The sequence below is a fragment of the Leclercia sp. AS011 genome (assembly GCF_037152535.1).
Taxonomy (GTDB): domain Bacteria; phylum Pseudomonadota; class Gammaproteobacteria; order Enterobacterales; family Enterobacteriaceae; genus Enterobacter.
The window spans coordinates 2,066,487-2,091,672 of sequence record NZ_JBBCMA010000001.1 but is presented as its reverse complement, the minus strand read 5'-3'; the positions used below and the strand labels follow the sequence as shown (position 1 = coordinate 2,091,672).

The window sequence follows — 25,186 nt, the reverse complement described above, 5'->3', positions numbered from 1 at the left end:
TGACAACGGGGTGATGCACACTAAGTGTAGAACGGGTCAGAGTGTGATTTAGAGCAAAAAACTGATGATCATCTGCTTATTTTTTGAACGACATTGTTTGACAATTTAATGACAAATCAGCGACATACAGGTGCCTGATTTTTGGCCTTTTCTTCTGCGGCGCAGAGAAATATTTACCGTTGCGCCCGCAACGGGTATCTTACGCCGCTGTTTACAGGAGAACGCCATGACATCCCAGAAGCCGGGGTTGCACCCACGCAACCGCCACCGCAGCCGTTACGATATGAATGCCCTATGCGAGAGCTGTCCGGCCCTGCGCGAATTTATCACCGCCACCCCAACGGGCGAGCCGACGGTGAACTTTGCCGATCCGCAGGCGGTAAAGACGCTGAACAAAGCGCTGCTTGCCCATTTCTACGGCGTGGCCCAGTGGGATATTCCGGACGGCTACCTCTGCCCACCGGTGCCGGGGCGTGCCGACTATATCCACCATCTCGCCGATCTGCTGGCGGAAGGCAATAACGGCACGGTACCTGCTCAGGCGACAATCCTCGATATTGGCACCGGCTCCAACCTCATCTACCCGCTGATTGGCGTGCATGAGTACGGCTGGCGCTTCACCGGCAGCGAAGTGGATCCGCAGGCCTTTGCCAACGCCACCGCCATCATCAACGGCAACCCCGGTATGGCCCGCGCAATTCGTCTGCGCCGCCAGAAAGAGGCTTCCGCCATTTTTGCCGGGGTGATCCATAAAAATGAACAGTACGATGCTACCCTGTGCAACCCCCCGTTCCACGATTCGGCGGAATCCGCCCGGGCGGGCAGCGAGCGTAAACGTCGCAATCTCGGCCAGGCGGCCGATGCGGCGCTGAACTTTGGCGGCCAGCAGCAGGAGCTGTGGTGCGAAGGCGGTGAAGTGGCCTTTATCAAAAAGATGATTGCCGAAAGCGCCCAGTTCGCCCGTCAGGTGAAGTGGTTTACGACTCTGGTGTCGCGCAGCGAAAACCTGCCGCCGCTGTACCGCGCCCTTACGGACGTCGGCGCGGTGAAAGTGGTGAAAAAAGAGATGGCCCAGGGGCAAAAGCAGAGCCGCTTTATCGCCTGGACCTTTATGGATAACGACAAGCGCCGCCAGCGTTAACCGATCTTCCCCCGGTGGCGCGACGCTTACCGGGGCTACAGCGTAGGTTCCTGTGGCTGTGATGTTGAGCCCGGCGACGGCAGCAGCTGATACATCTGCACCGGCATCCGCACCTGTGCCAGATCGAAATGTTTTTTCACCATGCTGTCGAGGGCGAAACGCACCGTCCACTGCTTCAGCGGCTGGGTGGTGAACGACACGCGCAGCGTAAAGGCAGTGCTGGTCAGCCCGACAATACCGGCGAACGACGGCTCGCCGATAATCAGGCCGCGAATATCCTCTCTCTCCAGCAGCTCATCCACCGCCGCTTTCAGCGCGGCCTGCGCTTTCTCCGCATCTTCATGCCTGTCCACATCGTAGTTCGCCACCACCGAACCGATGCCGCGCACAAAGTTGGCGAAGGTGGTGATCGAAGACCAGGGGATGATGTGGTATGCGCCGGTATCCTGCCGCACCCCCACTGAACGAATCGACATCCGCTCCACCGTGCCGGTCAGCGGCCCGATAGTCACCAGATCCCCGGTATTCATGCCGTTTTCAAACTGAATAAAGATCCCTGTAATAATGTCTTTCACCAGGGTCTGGGAGCCGAAGGAGATGGCCAGCCCCAGCGCCCCGGCACCCGCCAGCAGCGGGGCGATATTCACGCCGATTTCCGAGAGCACAATCATGATAGTGATGGTGCTGATCACCACCGCCAGCGCGTTACGGAACAGCGTCAGCAGGGTGCGGGCGCGGGCGCTGGGCAGGGGACGACCATGAATATCCGAGGAGAGCCGGTTCTCGATCAGGCTTGCCAGGATCGTCCAGCCAATGGCGGAGAAGAACAGGATCAGCGCGATGCGGATCAGAATATCCACCGTCTTTTCACCGGCACCGTTGTGCAGCCAGTTCCAGAAATCGAACAGCCCCCAGGCACTGAGCAGCAGCATGATGGCGACGCTCACCGTCAGGAACCGCGCCACCTTCAGCGACATGGAGATCCAGCCGTTGAGCCGCTTTTGCAGCTCCGGATAACTGCGCTGCACGTGGGGCGACAGGGTGATGGTTTTCGCCAGCCAGCGCGACAGCAGCCCGGACACGAAGGCGGCGACGCCGACAATCGCCAGGCTGCGGAAGGTCGCCCCCATCATAAACTTGAGGCTGTTTCCCGGATCGAACAGGGAGAAGAAGCAGAGCACGATAAAGTAGGCGCTCGCCAGCCAGTGCCACACCAGGGCGAAGGCGCGGATAAACAGACTGAAAAAGGCCAGCGAGCGGTCGGCAAGGTGCAGTAACCCCCCGGTAATGGCGTGTTTGTTGTGAAAAATCAGGTACAGCGCCCAGACGGTGATACAGAGCATAATCAGCACGTTGGCGAGAGCACCAATCTGCACGTTAACCTGATTGGAGATAATGGGCACGGCCACCAGCAGGCCATAGCCGATCATGCCGCTCAGAATACTCAGCCGGAGCGACCAGTAGTGGGCGGCGCGATCGCTGATGTTAAAGGGGCGCAGGTCGGGCACCCGCGGGCAGAATATCAGCCGCAGGATCGCTTTAAAGAACTCAATGACCGCGAAGGCGTTGAGGAACAGCGCCTGCTGGAACGCGATGGTGGGATTGCCGGTATTAAGGTATTCGCTGAGGATCTGGCCGACAAACAGGGTCAGGGCCAGCAGCAGCAGGTCAATAATAAAGGCGCTGGCGATGGTCAGCGGCAGATGAACCCAGCTGCTTTTTTCCCGGTTCTTTCTGCGTCCCCAACTACCCATCTTGCGGTACAGCGGCCAGGCGCAGAGCCTGACCAGCCAGTAGAAGGCAAAGACTAACCCGGCGAGCAGCAGAAACTGCCGCGCGGCTACCACGAAGGTCTGCGGGTTAAAGGGCTTATGCGGGGAGCCAATCAGGTTGCGGTAAAGTTGGGCGAAGCGGGTGGAGAGCGCATCGCCGTAATGACGGCTGATGTCGGTCACGTTCTCCAGCACGGTTTTCTCTTCTTCGATCTCCGGCGGGGTGATTTTCGGCACCGGCTCCTGCGGCGGCGTGGCGGCCACGGTGCGCAGCTGAGAAATCAGCTCCTGGCGCGAGGCGTCATTTTCCAGCACGTCCGCCAGCGCAGAATAGGCAGCTTTTTTCTGCTCCACGTCCGGTTCGGCGGCCGGGGGGGTCGCTTCGCTGGTGGTGGTAGCAGGGACGCCCGGCAGGCTGACGGCCTGTGCAGGCAGGCAAAACAGGCTTATCAGAAGCAGCAGGATCCAGGGCACGGTGTCCTCCGGTGACAAAATTGTGCAAAGTGATAAGTATAGAAGGCGAGCGGAAGAAAGCGGGTTTTGGGAAGATTCCGGAGAAACCGTAGGCCGGGCAAGCGTCAGCGCCGCCCGGCATGAGATTACGACACGTGCTGGAGGAAATCCTGCAAACGCTGGCTCGGTGGGTTTTCGATCAACGCCTGCGGATTACCATCTTCGGCAATACGCCCTTTGTCGATAAAGATCAGACGCGAGGCCACCTTCTCGGCAAAGCCGATTTCGTGGGTTACGATCACCATCGTCATCCCTTCTTCCGCCAGATCCTGCATGACCTTCAGTACTTCGTGGCGCAGTTCCGGGTCGAGGGCTGAGGTTGGCTCATCGAACAGCATCATCTTCGGTTTCACCGCCAGCGCACGGGCAATGGCCACGCGCTGTTGCTGACCACCGGAGAGCTCGGACGGGTAGTGGTGCCCGCGCTCTGCCAGACCTACTTTTGCCAGCAGCTCTTTTGCAAGCCGCTCGGCGGCCGCTTTGTTGGCTCCGCGCACGCGCAGCGGACCGAACATCACGTTCTCCAGCGCCGTCAGGTGCGGGAAGAGGTAGAACTGCTGGAAGACCATACCGGCTTCCTGGCGGATCAGGCGCTCGTCCACCTTCGGGTCGTTGACCTTCAGGCCGTCGACAATCAAATCGCCGCTGGTGATCTCTTCCAGCTTGTTAATGCAGCGCAGCAGGGTCGATTTACCCGAGCCGGATGGCCCGATAATGACCACCACTTCGCCGGTCTGGATGGTCAGATCGATATTGTGCAGCACCTGGGTCTGGCCGAAGTGCTTGGAAACGTTTTTAAATTCAATCACAGGATTTTCATCCTTCTTTCAAGACGACGCAGCACGAAGCTCAGTGCCAGGGTAATAATCAGATAGACCACGGCCACGGCGCTCCAGATCTCCAGGGCGCGGAAGTTACCGGCAATGATCTCCTGGCCCTGACGGGTCAGTTCCGCCACGCCGATAACAATAAACAGCGAGGTATCTTTAATGCTGATGATCCACTGGTTGCCCAGCGGCGGCAGCATACGACGCAGCGCCAGGGGCAGGATCACGTGGCGGATGGTTTCGCGACGGGAAAGACCCAGCGCCAGACCGGCCTCGCTAAAGCCCTTGTGGATCGACAGCACCGCACCGCGGGTGATTTCCGCGATATAGGCACCGGAGTTGATCATGATGGTGACCACCGCCGCGCTGAACGGGTCAATGCGCAGATCGGTAAAGGCCATCGGCAGGGCGAAGTAGATGAACATCACCTGCACCACAATAGGCGTGCCGCGGATCACTTCGATGAATACCAGTGCGATGTGGTTGGCTATCCAGCCGCCGTAGGTGCGGGCAAAACCGGCAACGAGGCCGATAATCAACCCGCCAACCAGACCGAGGACCGAAATCCACAGGGTCATTTTGGCGCCTTCAAGCAACAGAGGAATGGCAGGCCAGATGGCGCTCCAGTCAAACTGCATGATGTGTTCCTGTATACCGTGGTGAAAACAAAAAATTAGCCAGGGGGATGACTAAAATTGTAGGCCCGGTAAGCGCAGGCGCCACCGGGCAGTACAGTTCCTGTTTAACAGGCTGTTTTATTTAGGTTCAGTACCGAACCATTTTTTATAGATTTCGTTGTACGTGCCGTTCTCTTTCAGGGTTTTCAGCGCGCCGTTCACCTTAGTACGCAGCTCGTCGCTGCCTTTCGGGAAGGCGATACCGTATTCCTGGGCTTCCAGAGACTCACCTACCGCTTTGAACTTGCCGTTACCGGCGGTTTTGATGAAGTAGAGGATGTTTGGCGTGTCGTGCAGCACGGCGTCAGCACGGTTGGTGCCCAGCTCCATGTACGCGTTGTCGATGTTCGGGAACTGGCGCAGGTCTTTGGTTTTGATGTTGGCTTTCGCGTAATCAACAGAACCGGTGCCGCTCTTCACTGCGACCACTTTACCGTCGAGATCTTTGGCGCTTTTCACGTCGTTGTTGTCCGCTTTCACCATCACCAGCAGGCCGCTTTTGTAGTAGCCGTCAGAGAAGTCGATGGCTTTTTTACGTGCGTCAGTGATGGTGATACCGGCCAGAGCCAGGTCAACGTTTTTGGTTTGCAGTGCCGGAACGATGCCGCTGAAGTCCATTGGCTTCAGGGTGTAGTCCAGTTTCAGTTCTTTCGCGACGGCCGCCCACAGATCCACGTCAAAGCCCACGTACTGATCGCCCTGTTTAAATTCGAACGGTACGAAGGCGGTGTCGGTGGCGACAATCAGTTTTTTATCAGCGGCATGAGAAGAGACCGCAAAAGCCAGGGTAAGTGCAGCCAGTGAAACTTTTAATACAGACTTCATAGCATTTCCTTTTATATCCACGGGGCGATCCCCTGCGAGAACGAACGGCTATATGAAAAAATCGTGCCAACTTTACAACAGGTTGTTTTTAAAGGGCTGGTACGCATTTCGTTGCACAAAAAGTGTAGCAATGTCGACGGATTGCACCACGGTGAAGCCCTGTTTTGGTGCATCAAAACGCCATTACTAGCGGTTATGCTATTAAGCGCAAATATTGATGAGAAAACAATCTTTCGTTAACGATTGTGTGAGGTGATTATTACAATTGCTTTACGTTTGCAGCAGGGAAGGGGAAATGGCTGCACTATAAAAGTGCAAAACCCCCGCCAGAGGCGAGGGCATAAGAGCAAAACGCGATGGCTTACTCGATGTTAGACTCGATGAACCACAGGAACTGATCCAGGTCGCGGGATGCGGCGGTCAGAATGTCTGCGGTATCTTCGTCTTTCGCTTCACCAATCGCTTTACGCACGTCGTTAGCCACGACAGCGTAACGATCCGCCAGCTCTTTCAGGTGGTCCTGCACGCTGTGAATATCCAGCGGGTAGCTTTTCAGTGCGGTTTTGCTGTTGATCACCTGAGTGGTACCCAGCGCCACGCCGCCCAGCTGCACGGCACGTTCAGCCATGGTATCCAGGTGGGTAGTCAGGGCAGTACGGAAGCCATCCAGCATCTCGTGTACCGCAATAAAGTTCGCGCCGCGCATATTCCAGTGGGCCTGTTTAGTAATCAGCGACAGGTCAATAAACTGGATCACCTGGCGATTCAGCAACTCAATCGTCGCTTTCTTATCGCTGTCAGAGACATCGTTACGGGTATAGAGCAGATTAGGTGCTTTTGTTTTTACCAGTTTAGCGGTAGGCATAATCTCATTTCCTCTTGATGTTGGCGTCCAAAGTAATTTCCGAAATCAAGTATAGCACCGGCTATAGAAGGCGCGATTGGGTACTGCCTATTGGTTTAATAGCGAAAGGCGGGTTGTGATAGCTAATGCCTTGAAAATAGAGGGTAATTTATGGGATTGGGTAAATTTATCTTATTTTTTAGTGGACTACAGAGCGGAGGGGGCGATATTTCAAAATAATGACGGTATTGCGAATGGGAATATTTTGCCGGGAAATCGCTCCCCGGCAAAATAAGGTCGGCTAGCGGATATCCACTTCTTCGACTTTGCTCTCCCGGCGTAGGGTGAGCGTGGAGCCCATCGAGGCGGCAATGATCGAGCAGAGCGCCAGCGTCTGGGTGAAGGTCAAGGTTTCGCCGAGGAACACCATCCCGGACATGGCCGCCAGGGCGGGTTCCATACTCATCAGGGTGCCGAAAATGCGCGTCGGCAGGCGCGTCAGGGCGATCATCTCCAGCGAGTAGGGAAGTGCCGTTGAGAGCACCGCCACCCCCAGACCTACCGGCAGGATCGACCACTGCCAGATTGACTCGGTGGCCTGAGCCATCCCCAGCGGCACAAAGACGATGGCGGCGATGAGCGAGCCCAGCGCCACGGTGGCCGGGCCGTGCTCTTCCCCGGCACGTTGTCCGGTGAGAATATAGACCGCCCAGCAGGCCCCCGCTCCCAGCGCCAGCGCCGCACCGGTCAGGTCAACGTGCGAGACGTCCTGCCCCAGCGGCAGCAAAAACCACAGCCCCAGCACCGCCAGCACCACCCAGACAAAGTCCACCGGACGGCGGGAGGAGAAGAGCGCTACCGCCAGCGGGCCGGTAAACTCCAGCGCCACGGCGATCCCCAGCGGCACCGTCTGAATCGACAGGTAGAAGAGATAGTTCATCGCCCCCAGCGACAGCCCGTAGAGCAGCAGGGGCAGGCGCTGCTCTTTTTTGAAGCGCAATCGCCAGGGTTTAAAGATCACCACCAGGATCAGGGTGCCGAGCGCAATACGCAGCGCCGTCACGCCAGGAGCACCCACGATGGGAAAGAGGGATTTGGCCAGCGAGGCACCGCTCTGAATTGAGAGCATGGCAATGAGAATGACAGCTACGGGCAACCAGACTGGCGCCTTGCGAGACAACCCAGGCATCCTTTCTCCTGTCAATTTGTGTCAAAGGAAGTAAAGAGGGGGAGTGTAATGGAAATAACGTTGCGCGGTTGAGACTTTGTTGAAAAAAAGTCGCCGCAAATCCGTAAAATAGCCGTATAGCAATGACTGATTCCTGTAACAGATTAGGAATCGTCTGGATGAATGTATTGTGACTGACGCGCAAAATCAGCTTAATGAAACACAAAAAGGGTGTTTTTTGAATAAGATAGCTGCTGGTGGAAATGTTTAGTTACATGAAAACCCGCGTTAGACATCACGAATCCCAAAGAGTTTCACAATTTTTTTTGATATATTTAAAACTTACGGATTTACTTGAAGCACATTTGAGGTGGTTATGAAAAAAATTGCATGTCTTTCAGCACTGGCAGCTGTTCTGGCTGTTTCCGCAGGTTCCGCTGTCGCAGCGACCTCTACCGTGACTGGCGGTTACGCTCAGAGCGATATGCAGGGCGTGATGAACAAAACCAACGGTTTCAACCTGAAATATCGCTACGAGCAGGACAACAACCCGCTGGGTGCCATCGGTTCCTTCACCTACACTGAGAAAGACCGTTCCGAAGACGGCGCTTACAACAAAGCTCAGTACTACGGCATCACCGCTGGCCCAGCTTACCGTCTGAACGACTGGGCAAGCATCTACGGTGTTGTGGGTGTTGGCTACGGTAAATTCCAGCAGACTGAAAACCAGGGCTTCAACCGCTCTGCAAGCACCAGCGACTACGGCTTCTCCTATGGCGCAGGTATGCAGTTCAACCCAATCGAAAACGTTGCGCTGGACTTCTCCTATGAGCAGAGCCGCATCCGTAACGTTGACGTTGGCACCTGGATCGCGGGCGTAGGTTACCGCTTCTAATCACTTCGGTGAGCCAGTAAAAAATCCGCCTCAAGGGGCGGATTTTTTTTGTCTTTTTTCCCTCTCCACGTGGGAAAGGGCCAGGATGAGGGCATCAGGCCGCACCGCTGTTACCGGCTTTTCGTCTCAAACAGGTCCGTCCCCAGATGGTTGTAATCCACTTTCTGTAACTTAAAGTTGGTCACATACACCGGCGGCGCTTTGTCGTTCGACATAAAGCGATACTTACTGACTATCTCTTTTGCGCTGATCCCGGTCCACTGCGAGAAGAAGCTTAAAAAATCATTCGCGGAACGGCGCGCCTTGACGATGCGATGGGCTTTGTCATCGCTCGACAACACCATAAACGGCACCTGGAAGTTCTGCTGGAAAGTGTCGTCATGAGCCAGGTACTGCACCTCTTTCCCGCGCTCTTTAAACGCCAGCCCGTGATCGGAGAAATAGACCATTGAGAAGCTCTCGCCGGTGTTTTGCAGCTGGGTATAGAGCTTGCTGAGCAGGTCGTCGGTCTGGGTCATGGTGTAGAGATAGCACGAGGTCTCTTTCGACTGCACGAACTCGGCATATTTCCCCTGGGTGCGATCGCAGGCCTGCGGGTGGGAGCCCATCAGGTGCAGGACGATCAGCTGCGGCTGGGTGCGATGGCTGCTGAAGACCTGTTCGGTCATTTTCAGTAACGCCTCGTCCCGAGTATTTTTATCCGCCTCGAAATCCCCGTTTTTCAGGAAATGCACTTCGTCGGCGCGCTTAGCGATACTGGCGATGGCGGTATCGTATTCGCCAATCTGCCCCTGGTTCGAGAACCACCAGCTCTGGAAGCCCGCGCGGTTGGCGAGGGTGACAAAGTTATCCTGATACTGCGGCTTATTATCCACCACCCGGTTGAGCGTCAGCCCGAGCGATTTCTGGGTTGAACCGCTGGCGGCAATATAGTCGGTAAACAGGGTACCGTTAACCTTGCTGGCAAACGGCGTGTTATTCCAGTGCCCGCCAAAGGCCCCCAGCGCGTCGCGGCGGGCGCTTTCCCCGATCACCACCATATAGATGTGATACTTCGGTTTCACCCCCAGCACGTTCCAGGTGTCCTTCATCTGTGACAGCGCGGCCATCCGGGCCTGCTCTTCCACCACTTCCTGGTTGTTCACTACCACGTCTTTGACAAAGCGAAACACCGGGTAGCCGGTATCTTTCAGCTTGAAGACGCCACCCCAGGCCAGGTTTTGCACCGGGGCGACGAAAAAGGCCACCAGGCTGAAGACCAGACACAGGCCGTCGATTTTTCCCCAACCCTTTTTGGGCTGCGGCTTGCGGCGCACGGCGATGACCCCGAGGGCAAAGATAAACAGGCCAACGACGTAGCTGTACCACGGGAAGATGGTGAGGATCTCCGTCGACTCCTCCATGTTGGTGGAGTGCATCGCCAGCAGGGTATTAAAGTTGGGCGCGCCGTAGGCCTGACCAAAGGGGAAATACATCGCCGCTATCAGCGAGCAGATCCCGAGCAGCCCCTTTTGCAGGCGCGGCGCGCTCAGCCAGAGCAGATGCAGAATACAGGTGAAAGCGACGGTATACAGCAGGCTGAATGAATAGCCGAGGGCGATATTAATCAGCAGCGACTGTAAAAAGTAGAATCCGGTCCACGGGCTTAAGGCCCGGCTGCGGGTAATGAGCGTGTCTTTCAGGGTTAAATTCATAGGTCACTATCGTGAAAACGCCATGTGCTCACCCTGGCGCCAAGGGTCAAAACCTGCCTGAGAATGCGTAGAAGGGGAGAGGAGGTCCGCATCTGCGAGCCGCAAATAGTGCAGGGCTGCAAGAAGATAGAGCCAGTGGCCGTTAAGGTCAACAGTTATAAAGGGGGTGTTTTGCGAAGAGGATTACATTTCCGCAAAAAAGGTCCGGGCATAGCGTGAAGACGAACAGTATAGAGGGGATAAATGACACAAAAATGAAGCGGCGTACCGCGACGCCGCTTAGTTTGAAGGTTTGTTCTGCTGTGGTTTGCCGTTAATGATGTCGCAAATCATATTCAGCAGCATTAAGCGTACTTTAAAGGGAGAGTGGCTGAACACGCGTATACACCTCTTGAATTCGTTCATCGTGACCTCCTGCGGGTTGATCCCTTCGATCCGTGAAGGGTGACTGCATTACATACAGATATAGCACAGGCTATGTTATATGGCTACGGCTATGTCGTTAATTTTTTGTGCTTATGGGGCGATGGTTTACAATGGCCGCTTATCTATTGATACGCTTGATGTGTCCCCCGCTTGAGGAAGCACAATGAACCGCCGTGCAGGTAAACCACCAACAAAAAAAATGACGCAACTGGTCAACGTTGAAGAGCATGTCGAAGGATTTCGTCAGGTTCGCGAAGCCCATCGGCGCGAGCTGATCGACGATTATGTCGAGCTGATCTCCGATCTGATCCGCGAAGTGGGGGAGGCCCGTCAGGTGGATATGGCCGCGCGCCTTGGCGTCTCGCAGCCGACGGTGGCAAAAATGCTCAAACGCCTGGCAACGGTCGGCCTGATCGAAATGATCCCCTGGCGCGGGGTGTTCCTGACCCCGGAAGGGGAGAAGCTGGCGCAGGCGAGCCGCGAGCGCCATCAGATTGTCGAAAACTTCCTGCTGGTGCTGGGCGTCAGCCCTGAGATTGCCCGCCGTGACGCCGAGGGGATGGAACATCACGTCAGCGAAGAGACGCTGAAACAGTTCCAGGCTTTTACGCTTAAACATGGATCCTCCGCAGAATGACCCTGCCTGGCCTGCGGGCGCTGGCCCGCGATCGTTTCTTTCATCTGTTACTGCTGGTTGGGGTCGGGCTCAGTTTTCTGGTGCCCTTCGCACCTGCCCGCTGGCCTGCCGCTATCGACTGGCACACCATTATTACCCTCGCCGGGCTGATGATGCTGACCAAAGGGGTGGAGCAGAGCGGCTATTTTGATGTGCTGGGGCGCAAGATGGTGCGCCGTTTCGCCACCGAGCGACGGTTAGCGCTCTTTATGGTCCTCTCCGCCGCGCTGCTGTCCACCTTTCTTACCAACGACGTGGCGCTGTTTATCGTGGTGCCGCTCACCCTTACCCTGCGTAAGCTGTGCGAAATCCCGGTCAACCGGCTGATCATCTTTGAGGCGCTGGCGGTTAACGCCGGATCGCTGTTGACGCCCATCGGCAACCCGCAAAACATCCTGCTCTGGGGGCGGTCCGGCCTGTCGTTTGCCGCCTTTACCTGGCAGATGGCCCCCCTGGCGCTGGTGATGGTGCTGACCCTGTTGGCCCTGTGCTGGTTTGCTTTTCCGGCCACGCCGCTGCGCTATCACAGCGGCAGCGCGGCGGCCCAGTCGAAGCCGCGGCTGGCATGGAGCTGTCTGGCGCTCTATCTGGTGTTTCTGGTGGCGCTCGATCTCAAACAGGAGCTGTGGGGCGTGCTGCTGGTGGCGGGGGGCTTCCTGCTGCTCGCCCGCCGGGTGCTCATCAGCGTCGACTGGACGCTGCTGCTGGTGTTTATGGCGATGTTTATCGATGTGCACCTGCTGATTCAGGTTCCGGCGTTACAGGGCGTGCTGCAAAACGTTAGCCATCTGTCACAGCCGGGGCTCTGGCTGACGGCCATCGGGCTGTCGCAGGTTATCAGCAACGTGCCGTCCACCATTTTACTCCTCAACTACGTGCCGCCAACGGCGCTGCTGGCGTGGGCGGTGAATGTCGGCGGCTTTGGCCTGCTGCCAGGATCTCTCGCTAACCTCATCGCCCTGCGGATGGCAAACGACCGCCGGATCTGGTGGCGCTTCCACCTCTGGTCCCTGCCAATGCTGGCCTGGGCGGCGCTCGTCGGATTCGGATTATTCCTTCTCATATAGTGCCAAATTTGTCAGGTTTTCCTGGCAAATGTATAGCAACGTCCTAACTTTAGTGAGCGGCATAAATTGTGATGCCGTTCACTAACAGGATGGATGCTGTTCATGGCGGAAGAAAATCAACCCTCTGAAAACACCGATAAAAAAGAGACTGAACGTAAACGCCCCGGCAAAAAGCCGCTGATTATTCTGGGCATTGTGGTGATCGTGATGGTCATTGTGGCGCTGGTGTGGTGGTTTATGACCCGTAACCAGGAGACCACCGATGACGCCTTCACCGAAGGCGACGCCGTCACCATCGCCCCCAAAACGGCAGGCTATGTCACTGAGCTGCGGGTGCGCGATAACCAGCGGGTGAAAAAGGGCGATCTGCTGGTCATGATCGACCCCCGGGACACCAGCGCCCAGCGCGATCAGGCTAAAGCCCAGCTTGGCCTGGCCGAGGCCCAGCTTCATCAGGCCCAGGCGCAGCTGGCCCTCTCGAAGGTGCAATATCCCGCCCAGCGCGATGAAGCCAACGCTCAGGTGATTAAAGCCCAGGCGGATCTGGCCAACGCCCAGGCGGAGTATCGCCGTCAGCGCGGCGTCGATCCCCGCGCCACCACCCAACAGAGCATCGATGCGGCTAACGCCCAACTGCGCAGCGCCCAGGCCCAGCTTGCCAGCGCCAAAGCGCAGCTTGAGGTGGCCTCCCAGGTGCAGCTGCAAATTCGCCAGCAGGAGACCAACGTCGAAGCCCGGGAGCGTCAGGTGGAGCAGGCCCGCGCCCAGCTGGAAACCGCCGAACTTAACCTCTCTTATACCGAGGTCCGCGCCCCCTTCGATGGCTACATCACCAAACGCAACGTCCAGACCGGCACCCTGGTGCAGGCGGGGACCGCGCTCTTTTCCCTGGTCTCCACCGATATCTGGGTGGTGGCCAACTTTAAAGAGTCGCAGCTGGAGCGGATGCGCCCCGGCAACAAGGTGACGCTGAGCGTGGACGCCTGGCCGGACCTGGAGCTGGAAGGGCATATCGACTCTATCCAGCAGGGGAGCGGCTCGCGCTTCGCCGCCTTCCCGTCGGAGAACGCCACCGGCAACTTCGTGAAAATTGTCCAGCGCGTGCCGGTGAAAATCGTTATCGATAAAGGGCTGGATCCCAATCAGCCGCTGCCGCTCGGCCTCTCCGTTGAACCCAAGGTCACCGTGGAATGAGTGAGCACAGCCACGAAAACTGGCGGCCCGCCAGTAACCCGTGGGCGGTGGCAATCGTCGTCACCCTCGCGGTGTTTATGGAGATCCTCGACACCACCATCGTGAACGTGGCCCTGCCGCACGTGGCGGGCTCGCTCTCCGCCAGCTACGACGAATCCACCTGGGTGCTCACCAGCTATCTGGTGGCTAACGGCATCGTGCTGCCCATCTCGGCGTTTCTCAGCCGGGTCTTTGGCCGCAAGCAGTTCTTCCTGATCTGCATTGTGATGTTCACCGTCTGCTCCTTCCTGTGCGGGATCGCCACCGAGCTGTGGCAGATCATCCTGTTCCGCATCATGCAGGGCTTCTTCGGCGGCGGGCTACAGCCTACCCAGCAGTCGGTGCTGCTCGACTACTTTAAGCCGGAAGATCGCGGCAAGGCCTTTGGCCTGTCGTCCATCGCCATTATCGTCGCCCCGGTGCTGGGGCCGACGCTCGGGGGCTGGATCACCGACAACTACTCCTGGCGCTGGGTGTTCTTTATCAACATTCCGGTGGGGATCGTAACGGTGCTGGCGATCTATCAGCTGCTGGAAGATCCGCCGTGGGAGAGCAAGTCGAAAGAGAAGATCCCTATCGACTGGACCGGGATTGGCCTGATCGCGCTGGGTCTGGGCTGCCTGCAGGTGATGCTCGACCGGGGCGAGGACGAAGACTGGTTTAACTCCAACTTCACCCGCACCTTCGCGGTGCTGACGCTGATTGGCATTATCGGCGCCATCTACTGGCTGCTGTATGCCAAAAAGCCGGTGGTGGATTTGCACTGCATGAAGGATAAGAACTTCGCGGTCTCCAGCCTGCTGATGGCTGGCATGGCCATGATCCTGTACGGCAGTTCGGTGGTGATCCCGCAGCTGGCGCAGCAGGATCTGGGCTATACCGCCACCTGGTCGGGGCTGGTGCTCTCGCCCGGTGCGGTGCTGATCGTCCTGACCATCCCGCTGGTGCTGAAGCTGATGCCCATCGTGCAGACGCGCTGGATCATCGCCTTCGGCTTTACCTGCCTGGCGGTGTCGTTCTTCTGGTCGCGCACGCTCACCCCGGATATCGATTTCGAGACCCTGGTGCTGTTCCGCAGCGCCCAGTCGATTGGGCTGGGGTTCCTGTTTGTGCCCCTCACCACCATCGCCTTTATCTCGATCCCCCGGCAGCTGAACGCCGACGCCGCGGCGCTGTTTACCATGTTCCGCAACGTGGCGGGGTCGATCGGCATTTCGCTCTCGACGGCGGCCATTACCGAGCGCTCGCAGGCCCACAGTGCCCATCTGGCCTCGCACACCTCGGCGTTCGATGAGCCGTTCCAGCACACCCTCCGCGAGATGGCGCAGGCGGTGCAGAACTTTACCACCCAGGTGGGCGACCCCGCCGGTATCGCCACCGGACGCATGTACCAGGTGATGATCGAACAGTCGCGATTCCTGGCCTACATCGACGTCTTCACCATTCTGAGCGTGGTGGCCCTCTTATTGATTCCGTTTTGTTTGTTGCTCTCGCCGGTTAAGAGCGAGGGGAGAGCAGGAGCACACTGATGATTTGCAGACGTTTAAGCCCCCTGATGTTAATGCTGTTGCTGGCAGGCTGCGCCGTGGGGCCCGACTACCAGCAGCCCGTACCGCAAACCCCGAGCCACTGGAACGACCCGGGCGACGGCAGTGCGAAATCGCAAACCGCGTCTACCGCCATCAACCCACGCTGGTGGAAAACCTTCGGCGATCCGCAGCTGGACAGCCTGATTGAACGCGCCATTGCCGGCAACCTGTCGCTACAGCAAACCGTGCTGCGTATCGCCGGGGCGCGGGAGCAGATCAACCAGGCGGGTGGGGCCTTCTTCCCGGCGGTGAACGGCAACCTGCAGGCTACCCGGCAGCAGCTGGGGCTGGAGGGGGAGCTGAAATCCCACGGGGTGTACGACCAGCTGGATGATGTCGATCCTGAATTACGCGGCGCGCTGGGGCCCTTAACCCAGCCGATTAACCTCTATCAGGGCAGCTTCGACGCCCAGTGGGAGCTGGATCTGTGGGGCAAGGTGCGCCGTCAGGTGGAGGCCGCCGATGCCCAACAGCAGGCGGCCATCGAGCAGCGTAACGACGCCCTGGTGTCGCTGGAGGCCGAAGTCGCCCGCGGCTGGCTCCAGCTGCGCGGGGCCCAGAGCAGCATCGCCACCCTTAACACCCAGATCGAGAGCGCGCAGCAGACCCTGGAGCTGACCGACAGTCGCCAGCGCGGCGGGCTGTCGCCGCAAATGGACGTGGAGAACGCCCGCGCCCAGCTCGGCAACCTGGAGGCGCAGCTTCCGCAGTATGAAGCCCAGGCGCGGCAGGCGATGAACGGCCTGGCGATCCTGCTCGGCAAACCGCCGGGCGCGCTGGACGCCGAGCTGCAGACCAGCAAGCCGCTGCCCGCGCTGCCGGAAATCGTCCCCACCGGGATCCCCTCCACCCTGGCGCGGCGACGTCCGGACGTGCGTGAGGCCGAGGCGAATCTGCATGCGGCCACGGCGCAGATCGGCGTGTCGGTGGCGCAGCTCTTCCCCAGCGTCTCGCTCAGCGGACAGTTTGGCCTGCGTAACAGCGAAGCCAGCTGGCTCACCGACTGGAGCAGCCACTTCTACAGCGTCGGGCCGCAGGTCTCCATCCCCATCTTCCAGGGCGGACGGCTGGTCTCCAGCGTGAAGGTCGCCCGCGCGCAGCAGGGTGCCGCGGTGCTGGCCTATCGTCAGACGGTGCTTACCGCGCTGGGCGATGTGGAGAACGCGCTGGTCAGCTACCGCACCGACCAGAAGCGGGAGGCGGGATTAAGCAAAACCATCGATGCGCTGCAAAACGCCTTCGACCTGGCGAGCAGCAGCTATCGCCAGGGGATCGCCACCTTTATCGACGTGCTGGATGCCCAGCGCCAGCTGGCCCAGGCGCAGCAGCAGCGGGATCAGGCCCGGGTACAGAGCGCACTGGATCTGGTGGCGCTTTATAAGGCCCTCGGCGGGGGCTGGGAGCCGTATCAGCAGGTGCAGCTGCCGGACTACGCCGTCTTCGGCGATGCCCCGCGCGGATAAGTTCAGAGGATTGGGCAAGAAACGGGCAGGAACCGCACATTCGCCGTCGGCGTGAGCCGGGTATAACTATCGGGTACTCAACACACGAGGAGCGTCAAATGCGATATCAAAAACTGGGTAATACCGGCCTGTTTGTTTCTGAGCTCTGCCTCGGCACCATGACCTTCGGCGGCGAAGGCGGCATGTGGGGCAAGATTGGCCAGCTCCAGCAGCAGGAGGCCGAGCAGCTGGTGGGCCGCGCGCTGGACGCGGGGATCAATTTTATCGATACCGCCAACGTCTATTCCGAAGGGCGTTCGGAAGCGATCACCGGCCAGGCGCTGAAAAATCTGAAGATACCGCGCGAGAACGTGGTCGTTGCAACCAAAGTCTTTGGCGAGACGGGTACCGCCGGGGTCAACTCCCGCGGCAGTTCCCGTCATCACATCATCGGCAGCGTGAAAGAGAGCCTGCGGCGCATGCAGCTGGATCATATCGATCTCTATCAGCTGCACGGCTTTGACCCGGCCACCCCGATTGAAGAGACGCTCTATGCCCTGGACAACCTCGTCCAGCACGGGCATGTGCGTTACATCGGGGTATCCAACTGGGCGGCGTGGCAAATCATGAAGGCGCTGGGCATCTCCGAGCGGCTGGGGCTGGCCCGTTTTGCCTCCCTGCAGGCTTACTACACCCTTGCGGGCCGCGATCTGGAGCGCGAGCTGGTGCCGATGCTGCAAAGCGAAGGTGTCGGGCTGATGGTCTGGAGCCCGCTGGCGGGCGGCTTGCTGAGCGGCAAATATAGCCGCGACGGGCAGGTGCAGGGCGGTGGCCGTCGCCAGGAGTTTGACTTCCCGCCGGTGGATAAAGCGCGGGCCTTTGATTGCGTGGACGTGATGCGCCACATTGCCGACAGCAAAGGGGTTTCTGTAGCGCAGATTGCCCTCGCCTGGCTGCTCCATCAGCCGGTGGTCAGCAGCGTGATTGTGGGGGCGAAACGGGTGGATCAGCTGGATGACAACATTGCCGCGACCCAGATTCACCTCAGCGACGAGGAGTTGAAACAGCTGGATGCGGTGAGCGCGCTGCCGCGGGAATACCCGGGCTGGATGCTGGAACGGCAGGGGGAGTATCGCCGTAATCAGCTGGCGCAGCAGTAATCTTTTATTGTTTTCTGATTAAGTTCGGTGGCGTGTTCCGTTCACCTTATGTCCACCAGAATATGACATTCCAGAACCTGTGAACGTGAAAAGGGGGCCACCGCGGCCCCCTTTTCAATCCCCGCGGCCCGCAACGAAATCGGTGCTTCGCACTGCGCTCACCTCCCGACCTGCTGCCTGCGGTCGGCTCAACTCGACGTCCTGTCTCGCTTCGCCTCTGGCCGCCATCCATGGCGTCCAGCCCTGGTCATCCGGTCTCCGGCTCGCCGATTTCAGCGGGGACTCAACACCTGTGCCACATTCAGGCAGCTGAGAAGGTTGAGGAGACGCCTGGTCCGGCTGAAAATCGCCGAAGCGTTTCCTGTAGGCCGGGGCGAGGCGCATGGATGCGCCGAGAGGGCGTGACCTACATGGATGTAGGATCGCGCCCGACCCGAAAGCCGAAAGGAATAAGCTGAGGGTACCGCGAAGCGGCGATTTTCTTTGCCGGGAGCTGGGATTGTTAAGGGGGCGGCGGTAGCCCCCTTAACACGTTCACCGCAGCGGGATGGGCATAAAGCAGAGAAGCTTTAGTGAACGGAACAATTCCACTGTGATGACAGAATTGTTCCTGGTACGATCAGTTCAGACGAACCGGCATACCGGAACGGTTGTTGATCGCTTGCTCAACGATGGTCGCGTCCACGTCCTGCTGGCTGGTGATGGCCTGCACGCTGCTGGTCAGGGTGACCGGCACGGTGACGTTGTTGTCGATCTGATCTTCGCTGGTGGACAGCGGGTTATGCACTTCGAGGTAACGGCTGCCATCCGGCTCGGTGGTCGCTTTTACCGGCTCGTTGATGAACTGCACGCGGGTGCCAACCGGCACGTTCTCGAACAGGAACTTGATGTCGTCGTTACGCAGACGCACACAGCCGTGGCTCACGCGCAGGCCGATACCGAAGTTGGCGTTGGTGCCGTGGATCGCATACAGACGACCGATGTACAGGGCATACAGACCCATCGGGTTATCCGGGCCAGCAGGAACAACGGCTGGCAGCGGCTCGCCCGCGGCAATGTACTCGGCGTGCATTTTGGCGGTTGGGGTCCAGGTTGGGCCGGCTTTCTTACGCTCAACTTTGGTGGTCCAGTTCATCGGGGTATCTTTCCCGAGCTGGCCGATACCGATTGGCAGCACGATCACGGTGTTGGTGCCTTTCGGGTAGTAGTACAGACGCATTTCGGCGCTGTTGATGACGATGCCTTCATGCACGGTGTCCGGCAGGATCAGCTGCTGAGGAATGTTCAGCACGGTACCGCCCTTCGGCAGGTACGGATCGACGCCCGGGTTAGCCTCAAGCATGTTGGACAGGCCCAGTTGGTATTCAGCTGCGAAATATTCCAGCGGCTGGCTGTTGCCCTCTTCAACGGTCACAACCTGGTTCTGACCCACCAGACGGCTACCGTCGGTTGGCAGTGGATAGGTGACAGCAGAAGCGGTCTTGCAAAACCCTACTACGGCAAACGCCGCCGCAAAAAGCGAAGTTAATTTAATATTCATGGTGTGCGAGGTATCTGTGCCACTTGGCAGGTTGTTTAAAAGTCTGAACGGTTCAGGGAGCGCATTATATGTGCATTCCTGACCGCATGGAATTCGGATGTGTACTAAATCACACTTTTTTCCGTTTCGTTAAAGTTTAGCGCTACGTTGTTACACGGGATCTCATTTCGGAATTGTGGCATAATGCCGGGTTTATCACACTTCTCGCAGGAATCTCCCGTGTTAGTTACCAGCAACGTCACTATGCAGTTTGGCAGTAAGCCGCTGTTCGAAAACATTTCCGTCAAATTTGGCGGCGGCAACCGTTACGGCCTGATTGGTGCCAACGGTAGCGGAAAATCCACCTTCATGAAGATCCTCGGCGGCGATTTAGAGCCGACGCTGGGCAACGTTTCTCTCGATCCGAACGAGCGCATCGGTAAGCTGCGTCAGGATCAGTTCGCCTTTGAAGCGTTCACCGTTCTCGACACGGTGATCATGGGCCACGGTGAACTGTGGGAAGTGAAGCAGGAGCGCGACCGCATCTACGGTCTTGCCGAAATGAGCGAAGAAGACGGCTATAAAGTGGCCGACCTCGAAGTGCAGTACGGCGAAATGGACGGCTACTCTGCCGAGTCCCGTGCCGGTGAACTGCTGCTGGGCGTGGGCATTCCCGTTGAGCAGCACTACGGTCTGATGAGCGAAGTGGCGCCAGGCTGGAAGCTGCGTGTGCTGCTGGCCCAGGCGCTGTTCTCTAACCCGGACATCCTGCTGCTCGACGAACCAACGAACAACCTGGACATCGATACCATTCGCTGGCTGGAGCAGACGCTGAATGAGCGTAACAGCACCATGATCATCATCTCGCACGACCGTCACTTCCTGAACATGGTTTGTACCCACATGGCGGATCTGGACTACGGCGAGCTGCGCGTCTACGCGGGCAACTACGATGAGTACATGACCGCCGCGACCCAGGCGCGTGAGCGTCTGCTGGCGGATAACGCCAAGAAAAAGGCGCAGATTGCCGACCTGCAATCCTTCGTCAGCCGCTTCAGCGCCAACGCCTCTAAATCGCGTCAGGCAACGTCTCGTGCCCGTCAGATCGACAAAATCAAGCTGGATGAAGTGAAAGCCTCCAGCCGTCAGAACCCGTTCATCCGCTTCGAGCAGGACAAGAAGCTGTTCCGTAACGCGCTGGCCGTCGAAGAGCTGTCAAAAGGCTTCGACAACGGTCCGCTGTTTAAGAACTTCAACCTGCTGCTGGAAGTGGGCGAGAAGATCGCTATCCTCGGTGCCAACGGCGTGGGTAAATCCACCATGCTGAAGACCCTGGTGGGTGAACTGGCCCCGGATCACGGCACCGTGAAATGGTCCGAGAATGCGCAGATTGGTTACTACGCTCAGGATCACGCCGAAGATTTCGACAACGATCTGACCGTCTTCGACTGGATGAGCCAGTGGAAGCAGGAAGGCGATGATGAGCAGGTGGTGCGCAGCTTCCTCGGTCGTCTGCTGTTCAGCCAGGACGACATCAAAAAGCCGGCGAAGGTGCTTTCCGGTGGTGAGAAGGGCCGTATGCTGTTCGGCAAGCTGATGATGCAGAAACCGAACATCCTGGTGATGGACGAACCAACCAACCACCTGGACATGGAATCCATCGAATCGCTGAACATGGCGCTGGAGATGTATCAGGGCACCCTGATCTTCGTCTCTCACGACCGTGAGTTCGTTAGCTCGCTGGCGACCCGCGTGATCGAAATTACCCCACAGCGCGTGGTGGACTTCAGCGGCAACTACGAAGATTATCTGCGCAGCAAAGGTATCGATAGCTAATTTCCCGTCGTCTTTCACGCTGCAGATGCGTTGGCTTCACCTGTTCACCCCGGTCACTTACTTATGTAAGCTCCCGGGGATTTACAGGTTTGCCGCCTTCCTGCAGCGCGAAATACTTAGGGAAAGGCGTCGTGCCTTTATTCCCTCTCCCAGTGGGAGAGGGTGAGGGCATCAGGCCGCACTACATCACCCACTCACTCCCTTCAACCCCGTTCACCAGCAGCTTACGTTTTTCCCCTACCGGTAACGACACCTTCAGCGCTTTCCACGCCGGACGATAATCCCCGCGCCCGTTGATCTTCAGGTTGATGGTTGCCCCGTCACACACCATTTCCCACTCCACCCACAGCGCATTGCCGTTCTGGTAGCCCCAGCTTTCGCCGTCATCTTCAAACAGCAGGCCAGTGGTTGTCCCGACGCCCTTCACCGGGAACAGCTTCAGCTCGCGGGTGTCATCTTTCTCGGCGCTCACATGGGTAATACGTTCGCTCAGCGGCAGACCGGCCCCGGCGCGCACCAGCAGCGGCAGTTTTTCCAGCGGCGCGTCGACGACGATCCACTGCCCACCGGCGAACCACTCCTGAGTATAGAAATCGTACCAGCCGGTTTCGTTATCCGGCAGCCAGAGACGGCGCTCGCGCTGTCCGGCCTCCACCACGCTGGCCACCAGCAGGTCGCGGCCCAGCAGGAAGTCATCACACTCTTCGAAGGTCTGCGCATCGTGCTCGTGGTCGAGGAAGGTCGGGCGCAGCATCGGCTCGTCATCGGCGTGCGCCTGCCAGAGCAGGGTGTAGAGATAGGGCAGCAGGCGGTAGCGCAGCTCAATCGCACCGCGAATGGCAGGGGTCACGCCCGGGTACATCCACGGCTCGTTCACGGTGTGGTCATCATTCCACGAGTGAATGGTAAAGCGTGGATGCATCACGCCGTTCTGCACCCAGCGCACGAACAGCTCGGCGTCCGGCTTGTCACCGGAGAAACCGCCCACGTCGTGACCGATGTTGAACAGCCCGGACAGGCTCATCCCAAGCCCCATGCGGATGTTATAGCGCAGGGTCTGCCAGCTGGTGCGGTTGTCGCCGCTCCAGGTCTGAACGTAGCGCTGCATCCCGGCGCAGCCGGAGCGGGAGATCAGATACGGACGCTTCTCCGGGGCAAAGCGCTGCTGCGCCTCCAGCGAGGCGCGCATCATCAGCAGCGGCATCACCGGGCGTATATGCTTAATGGCGATCTCCTTGCCAAAGCCGTGACAGCGGGCTTCCCCGTCCCACACTTCATATTCGTTGTTGTCGTTCCAGGTGGAGTCGATGCCCATCTCCAGCAACTGCGTGGTGACGCCGTTCTGCCACCACTGCACCGTCTGCGGGTTGGTAAAGTCGAGGTGCGATCCTTCGTCATCCCAGAAGCTGGAACGTTCCGGCGCATCGGTCTCTGAATCGCGAATGAACAGGCCGCTCTCCGCCACTTCGCTATAGCGCGGGTGATCCTGCAGCAGGCACGGCTTGATGTTGGCCGCAAGCCGCAGGCCCGCATCGTGGAATGCCTGGCTCATCACCTTCGGCTGCGGCACCTTGTCATAGTTCCAGTTGAAGACGTAGCGCTTGCCGTTGATGGAGGTATAACCGGAAGAGAGCTGGAACGAGTCGCACGGAATGGCGTGCTCTTCGCACAGGCGGATGAAGTTCATCAGCTGGTTTTGCGCGTCCGGCGCGTCGGTGTAGTGCATGGTCGAGCCGCTGTAGCCCAGGCTCCATTTTGGCCCGAACAGCGTTTTTCCGGTCAGGCGCACGAAGGCTTTGGTGACGTCCAGCACGCCCTTGCCGGTAAAGATGTAGTAATCGATATCGCCCGCTTCCGCCTGCCAGCGGCGGTAGGCAGTGTGGTAGTTGTCGATCTCGTTGCCCAGATCCAGCCAGCAGCTGCTCAGGTTGTCGTAGAACAGGCCGTAACTCACGTCATCCCGGCGGGTGAGGGTGAACGGAATATGCTTGTACAGCGGGTCGGTGCTGGCGGCGTTATAGCCCATGGCGTCGAGGTTACGCATCTCGTAGCGTTTGCCGTTGCGCTGCAGATCGCCCGCTTTCTCGCCCAGACCATAAAAACGCTCGTTCTTACGACGGCTAAGGTAGTGCGCCACGCCGTCACCGTGGGCGTTCAGCAGGTAAGCGCTGGTCGGACGGTCGTTGACCAGCGGCTGCCACTCGCCCGCCTCATTGCGGTAGTGCCACTCCAGCCACAGCGGCTGGTGGACGGTGACGCGCAGCCGTTCGGTTGCCACGGTTAGCGTCTCACCCTGCTGTGTGAGCGTCCAGGACGGGCAGGTGAAACCGCTTAAATCGTCACGGCGGCGACCCTCCCACGGCACGTCTTTTTCCGGCGCGATGCTCCAGGTGCGGTCCAGCGCCAGCCCGCCTTTGCGTTTGATCAGCACGCGGAACAGGTTCTCTTCCAGCACATACAGGCACAGGCGGTGCTGATTATCGACCAGCAGTTCCAGATGGTTTGCCGACTGCGTATCAAGGGTCCAGTTTTTCAGGGTTTTCATATGCAATACATCCACTATCAGGCGCGCTTGGCGCGACGTTCAGCAATAAATGCTACCAGGAAGACAGCGCCAATCAGGTCGAAGAAGCCCATGGCAATAAAGAGCGGGTTAAAGCCGATTTTGTCGGCGGTCACCCCGATTAACAGAGAGAAGAGGAAGCTGGCGATCCACGCCGCCGAGCCGCGCATGCCGTTGACCGTCGCCATCTGTCCTTTATCGAACGACTCCACCACCAGGGCGCTCAGCATGCAGGAGATAATCTGGTGCCCGAAACCGCCGATAGAGATCAGCGCAATGGTGATGTAGGGGTCGCGGGTGAGGGCGACGATGCCTAAGGAGATCATCAGGAAGGCACCGGTGACCGAGCTTGCCACCACCGAGTTAACGCGGGAGCAGCCGAACCAGCGGGTATAGAGACGGGTGAGGTAGCCGCTCGCTACGCTGCCGAGGTCGGCGGCGAGGAACGGCAGCCAGGCAAACATCGCAATCTGCTTCAGATCCATGCCGTGCTCTTTGGCGAGGTACAGCGGCACCCAGAAGCTCAGCACCGCCCAGGCCGGCTCCGCCATAAAGGCCGTAATGGCGATACCGTAGAAACGTTTGTTTTTCGAAACGGTTTTCAGCGCGGTCAGGAAAGGCAGTTTGACCGCAGGCGGTTCGTTATCCTGCTTGATAAACGCCAGTTCGTCCTTGCTCAGGTTCGGGTGCTGCTCCGGATTGTGGTAGAACGCCCACCACAGGATCACCCACAGCAGCGCCAGCACGCCGGTAAACATAAATGCGCCCTGCCAGCCGAACGAGGCGTGAGCAAAGTAGATGATCGGCGGAGCCAGCATCGCCCCGATGGAGAAGCCCACCCCCGCCCAACCGGCGGCAACGGGACGCTCTGATTTCGGGAACCATTCACCGATGGTTTTGGCGTTCGCCGGGGTCGCGGCGGCTTCGGACGCGCCCATAAAGAAGCGCAGAATAGCCAGGTGCAGCCAGCTTCCGGCACCCGCGTGGAAGATACACATCAGCGCCCAGATCCCGGCGCAGACCATAAAGCCAATCTTCAGACCAATGACGTCGATTAACCAGCCACACAGCGGCTGGAAGAGGGTGTAGGCGAGCTGGAAGGCACCGACAATCCACGAGTACTGTTCCGTGGTAATGCCGAGGCTCTCTTTCAGTTCCGGGGCAAGAATGCCTAACGAGTTACGGGTGATGTAGTTAACGGTGACGCCCAGCAAAAACAGAACCAGCACATACCAGCGCAGGTTTTTGATGACGCGGCGGGTTTTGCCGACCGCGACGGTGTGATTGATGTCCTGACTCATTGTTCTGTCTCCAGACGG

At 58.5% G+C, this 25,186-nt stretch carries 20 protein-coding genes; 9 read left to right on the top strand and 11 right to left on the bottom strand.

The window, feature by feature from the left end; translation table 11 throughout:
• The first annotated feature begins 226 nt into the window (after positions 1-226).
• A complete protein-coding gene (rlmF, locus tag WFO70_RS09925; protein ID WP_337015914.1) occupies positions 227-1,141 on the top strand; it encodes a 23S rRNA (adenine(1618)-N(6))-methyltransferase RlmF in 915 nt (304 codons plus the stop codon).
• 35 nt (positions 1,142-1,176) lie between these two features.
• On the opposite strand, the gene ybiO is transcribed toward rlmF, so the two are convergent.
• The 6 genes from ybiO to rhtA all read right to left on the bottom strand — a co-directional run bounded on the left by ybiO (position 1,177) and on the right by rhtA (position 7,788).
• Positions 1,177-3,387, bottom strand: a complete 2,211-nt coding sequence (gene ybiO / locus WFO70_RS09920; RefSeq protein WP_337015913.1) for a mechanosensitive channel protein — start codon at positions 3,385-3,387, stop codon at positions 1,177-1,179.
• 125 nt (positions 3,388-3,512) lie between these two features.
• Positions 3,513-4,235, bottom strand: coding sequence for a glutamine ABC transporter ATP-binding protein GlnQ (gene glnQ, locus WFO70_RS09915; protein ID WP_337015912.1), 723 nt, complete (start codon positions 4,233-4,235; stop codon positions 3,513-3,515).
• A complete protein-coding gene (glnP, locus tag WFO70_RS09910; RefSeq protein ID WP_337015911.1) occupies positions 4,232-4,891 on the bottom strand; it encodes a glutamine ABC transporter permease GlnP in 660 nt (219 codons plus the stop codon). Before glnP ends, glnQ begins: the two co-directional genes overlap by 4 nt.
• A 117-nt stretch (positions 4,892-5,008) precedes the next feature.
• On the bottom strand, positions 5,009-5,755 hold the full coding sequence (gene glnH, locus WFO70_RS09905; RefSeq protein ID WP_337015910.1) for a glutamine ABC transporter substrate-binding protein GlnH: 747 nt from the start codon (positions 5,753-5,755) through the stop codon (positions 5,009-5,011).
• Positions 5,756-6,116: 361 nt separating this feature from the next.
• Positions 6,117-6,620: a DNA starvation/stationary phase protection protein Dps gene (gene dps / locus WFO70_RS09900; protein ID WP_142488788.1), complete on the bottom strand. Its 504-nt coding sequence runs from the start codon at positions 6,618-6,620 to the stop codon at positions 6,117-6,119.
• 280 nt (positions 6,621-6,900) lie between these two features.
• Complete coding sequence (gene rhtA / locus WFO70_RS09895) at positions 6,901-7,788, bottom strand: threonine/homoserine exporter RhtA (protein WP_337015908.1); 888 nt, start codon at positions 7,786-7,788, stop codon at positions 6,901-6,903.
• A 355-nt stretch (positions 7,789-8,143) separates the two neighbouring features.
• Here rhtA and ompX point away from each other — a divergent pair, with 355 nt between their 5' ends.
• Positions 8,144-8,662, top strand: coding sequence for an outer membrane protein OmpX (gene ompX / locus WFO70_RS09890; protein WP_337015907.1), 519 nt, complete (start codon positions 8,144-8,146; stop codon positions 8,660-8,662).
• 110 nt (positions 8,663-8,772) lie between these two features.
• Here the strand turns inward: ompX and WFO70_RS09885 are convergent, their stop codons facing one another.
• Together WFO70_RS09885 and mntS are read right to left on the bottom strand one after the other, a co-directional pair.
• Positions 8,773-10,356: a phosphoethanolamine transferase gene (locus tag WFO70_RS09885; protein ID WP_337015906.1), complete on the bottom strand. Its 1,584-nt coding sequence runs from the start codon at positions 10,354-10,356 to the stop codon at positions 8,773-8,775.
• A gap of 279 nt (positions 10,357-10,635) precedes the next feature.
• Positions 10,636-10,761 carry a manganase accumulation protein MntS gene (gene mntS, locus WFO70_RS09880; RefSeq protein WP_106992457.1) on the bottom strand — a complete coding sequence of 42 codons (126 nt, stop codon included), beginning with the start codon at positions 10,759-10,761 and terminating at the stop codon, positions 10,636-10,638.
• Between the two features lie 184 nt (positions 10,762-10,945).
• Here mntS and mntR point away from each other — a divergent pair, with 184 nt between their 5' ends.
• The 6 genes from mntR (at position 10,946) to WFO70_RS09850 (ending at position 17,949) form a co-directional block, all read left to right on the top strand.
• Positions 10,946-11,419 carry a manganese-binding transcriptional regulator MntR gene (mntR, locus tag WFO70_RS09875; RefSeq protein ID WP_337015905.1) on the top strand — a complete coding sequence of 158 codons (474 nt, stop codon included), beginning with the start codon at positions 10,946-10,948 and terminating at the stop codon, positions 11,417-11,419.
• The gene (locus WFO70_RS09870) at positions 11,416-12,525 is read left to right on the top strand and encodes an anion transporter (RefSeq protein WP_337015903.1); all 1,110 of its coding nucleotides are present in this window, start codon (positions 11,416-11,418) and stop codon (positions 12,523-12,525) included. The genes mntR and WFO70_RS09870 overlap by 4 nt, the downstream gene beginning before the upstream one ends.
• Before the next feature lie 102 nt (positions 12,526-12,627).
• Complete coding sequence (locus WFO70_RS09865) at positions 12,628-13,719, top strand: HlyD family secretion protein (protein ID WP_337015902.1); 1,092 nt, start codon at positions 12,628-12,630, stop codon at positions 13,717-13,719.
• Complete coding sequence (locus WFO70_RS09860) at positions 13,716-15,287, top strand: DHA2 family efflux MFS transporter permease subunit (protein WP_337015901.1); 1,572 nt, start codon at positions 13,716-13,718, stop codon at positions 15,285-15,287. Before WFO70_RS09865 ends, WFO70_RS09860 begins: the two co-directional genes overlap by 4 nt.
• Positions 15,287-16,810: an efflux transporter outer membrane subunit gene (locus WFO70_RS09855; RefSeq protein WP_337015900.1), complete on the top strand. Its 1,524-nt coding sequence runs from the start codon at positions 15,287-15,289 to the stop codon at positions 16,808-16,810. The genes WFO70_RS09860 and WFO70_RS09855 overlap by 1 nt, the downstream gene beginning before the upstream one ends.
• A 98-nt stretch (positions 16,811-16,908) precedes the next feature.
• Positions 16,909-17,949, top strand: coding sequence for an aldo/keto reductase (locus tag WFO70_RS09850; protein ID WP_337015899.1), 1,041 nt, complete (start codon positions 16,909-16,911; stop codon positions 17,947-17,949).
• Between the two features lie 619 nt (positions 17,950-18,568).
• Here the strand turns inward: WFO70_RS09850 and ldtB are convergent.
• Positions 18,569-19,489, bottom strand: coding sequence for a L,D-transpeptidase (gene ldtB / locus WFO70_RS09845; protein WP_337015898.1), 921 nt, complete (start codon positions 19,487-19,489; stop codon positions 18,569-18,571).
• A gap of 219 nt (positions 19,490-19,708) precedes the next feature.
• On the opposite strand from ldtB, the gene WFO70_RS09840 reads away from it, so the two are divergent.
• Positions 19,709-21,304 carry an ABC-F family ATPase gene (locus tag WFO70_RS09840; RefSeq protein ID WP_337015897.1) on the top strand — a complete coding sequence of 532 codons (1,596 nt, stop codon included), beginning with the start codon at positions 19,709-19,711 and terminating at the stop codon, positions 21,302-21,304.
• 181 nt (positions 21,305-21,485) lie between these two features.
• Here WFO70_RS09840 and WFO70_RS09835 read toward each other — a convergent pair whose 3' ends face one another.
• Complete coding sequence (locus tag WFO70_RS09835; RefSeq protein ID WP_337015896.1) at positions 21,486-23,849, bottom strand: glycoside hydrolase family 31 protein; 2,364 nt, start codon at positions 23,847-23,849, stop codon at positions 21,486-21,488.
• A 17-nt stretch (positions 23,850-23,866) separates the two neighbouring features.
• Positions 23,867-25,168, bottom strand: a complete 1,302-nt coding sequence (locus WFO70_RS09830; RefSeq protein ID WP_337015895.1) for an MFS transporter — start codon at positions 25,166-25,168, stop codon at positions 23,867-23,869.
• Between the last annotated feature and the right edge of the window lie 18 nt (positions 25,169-25,186).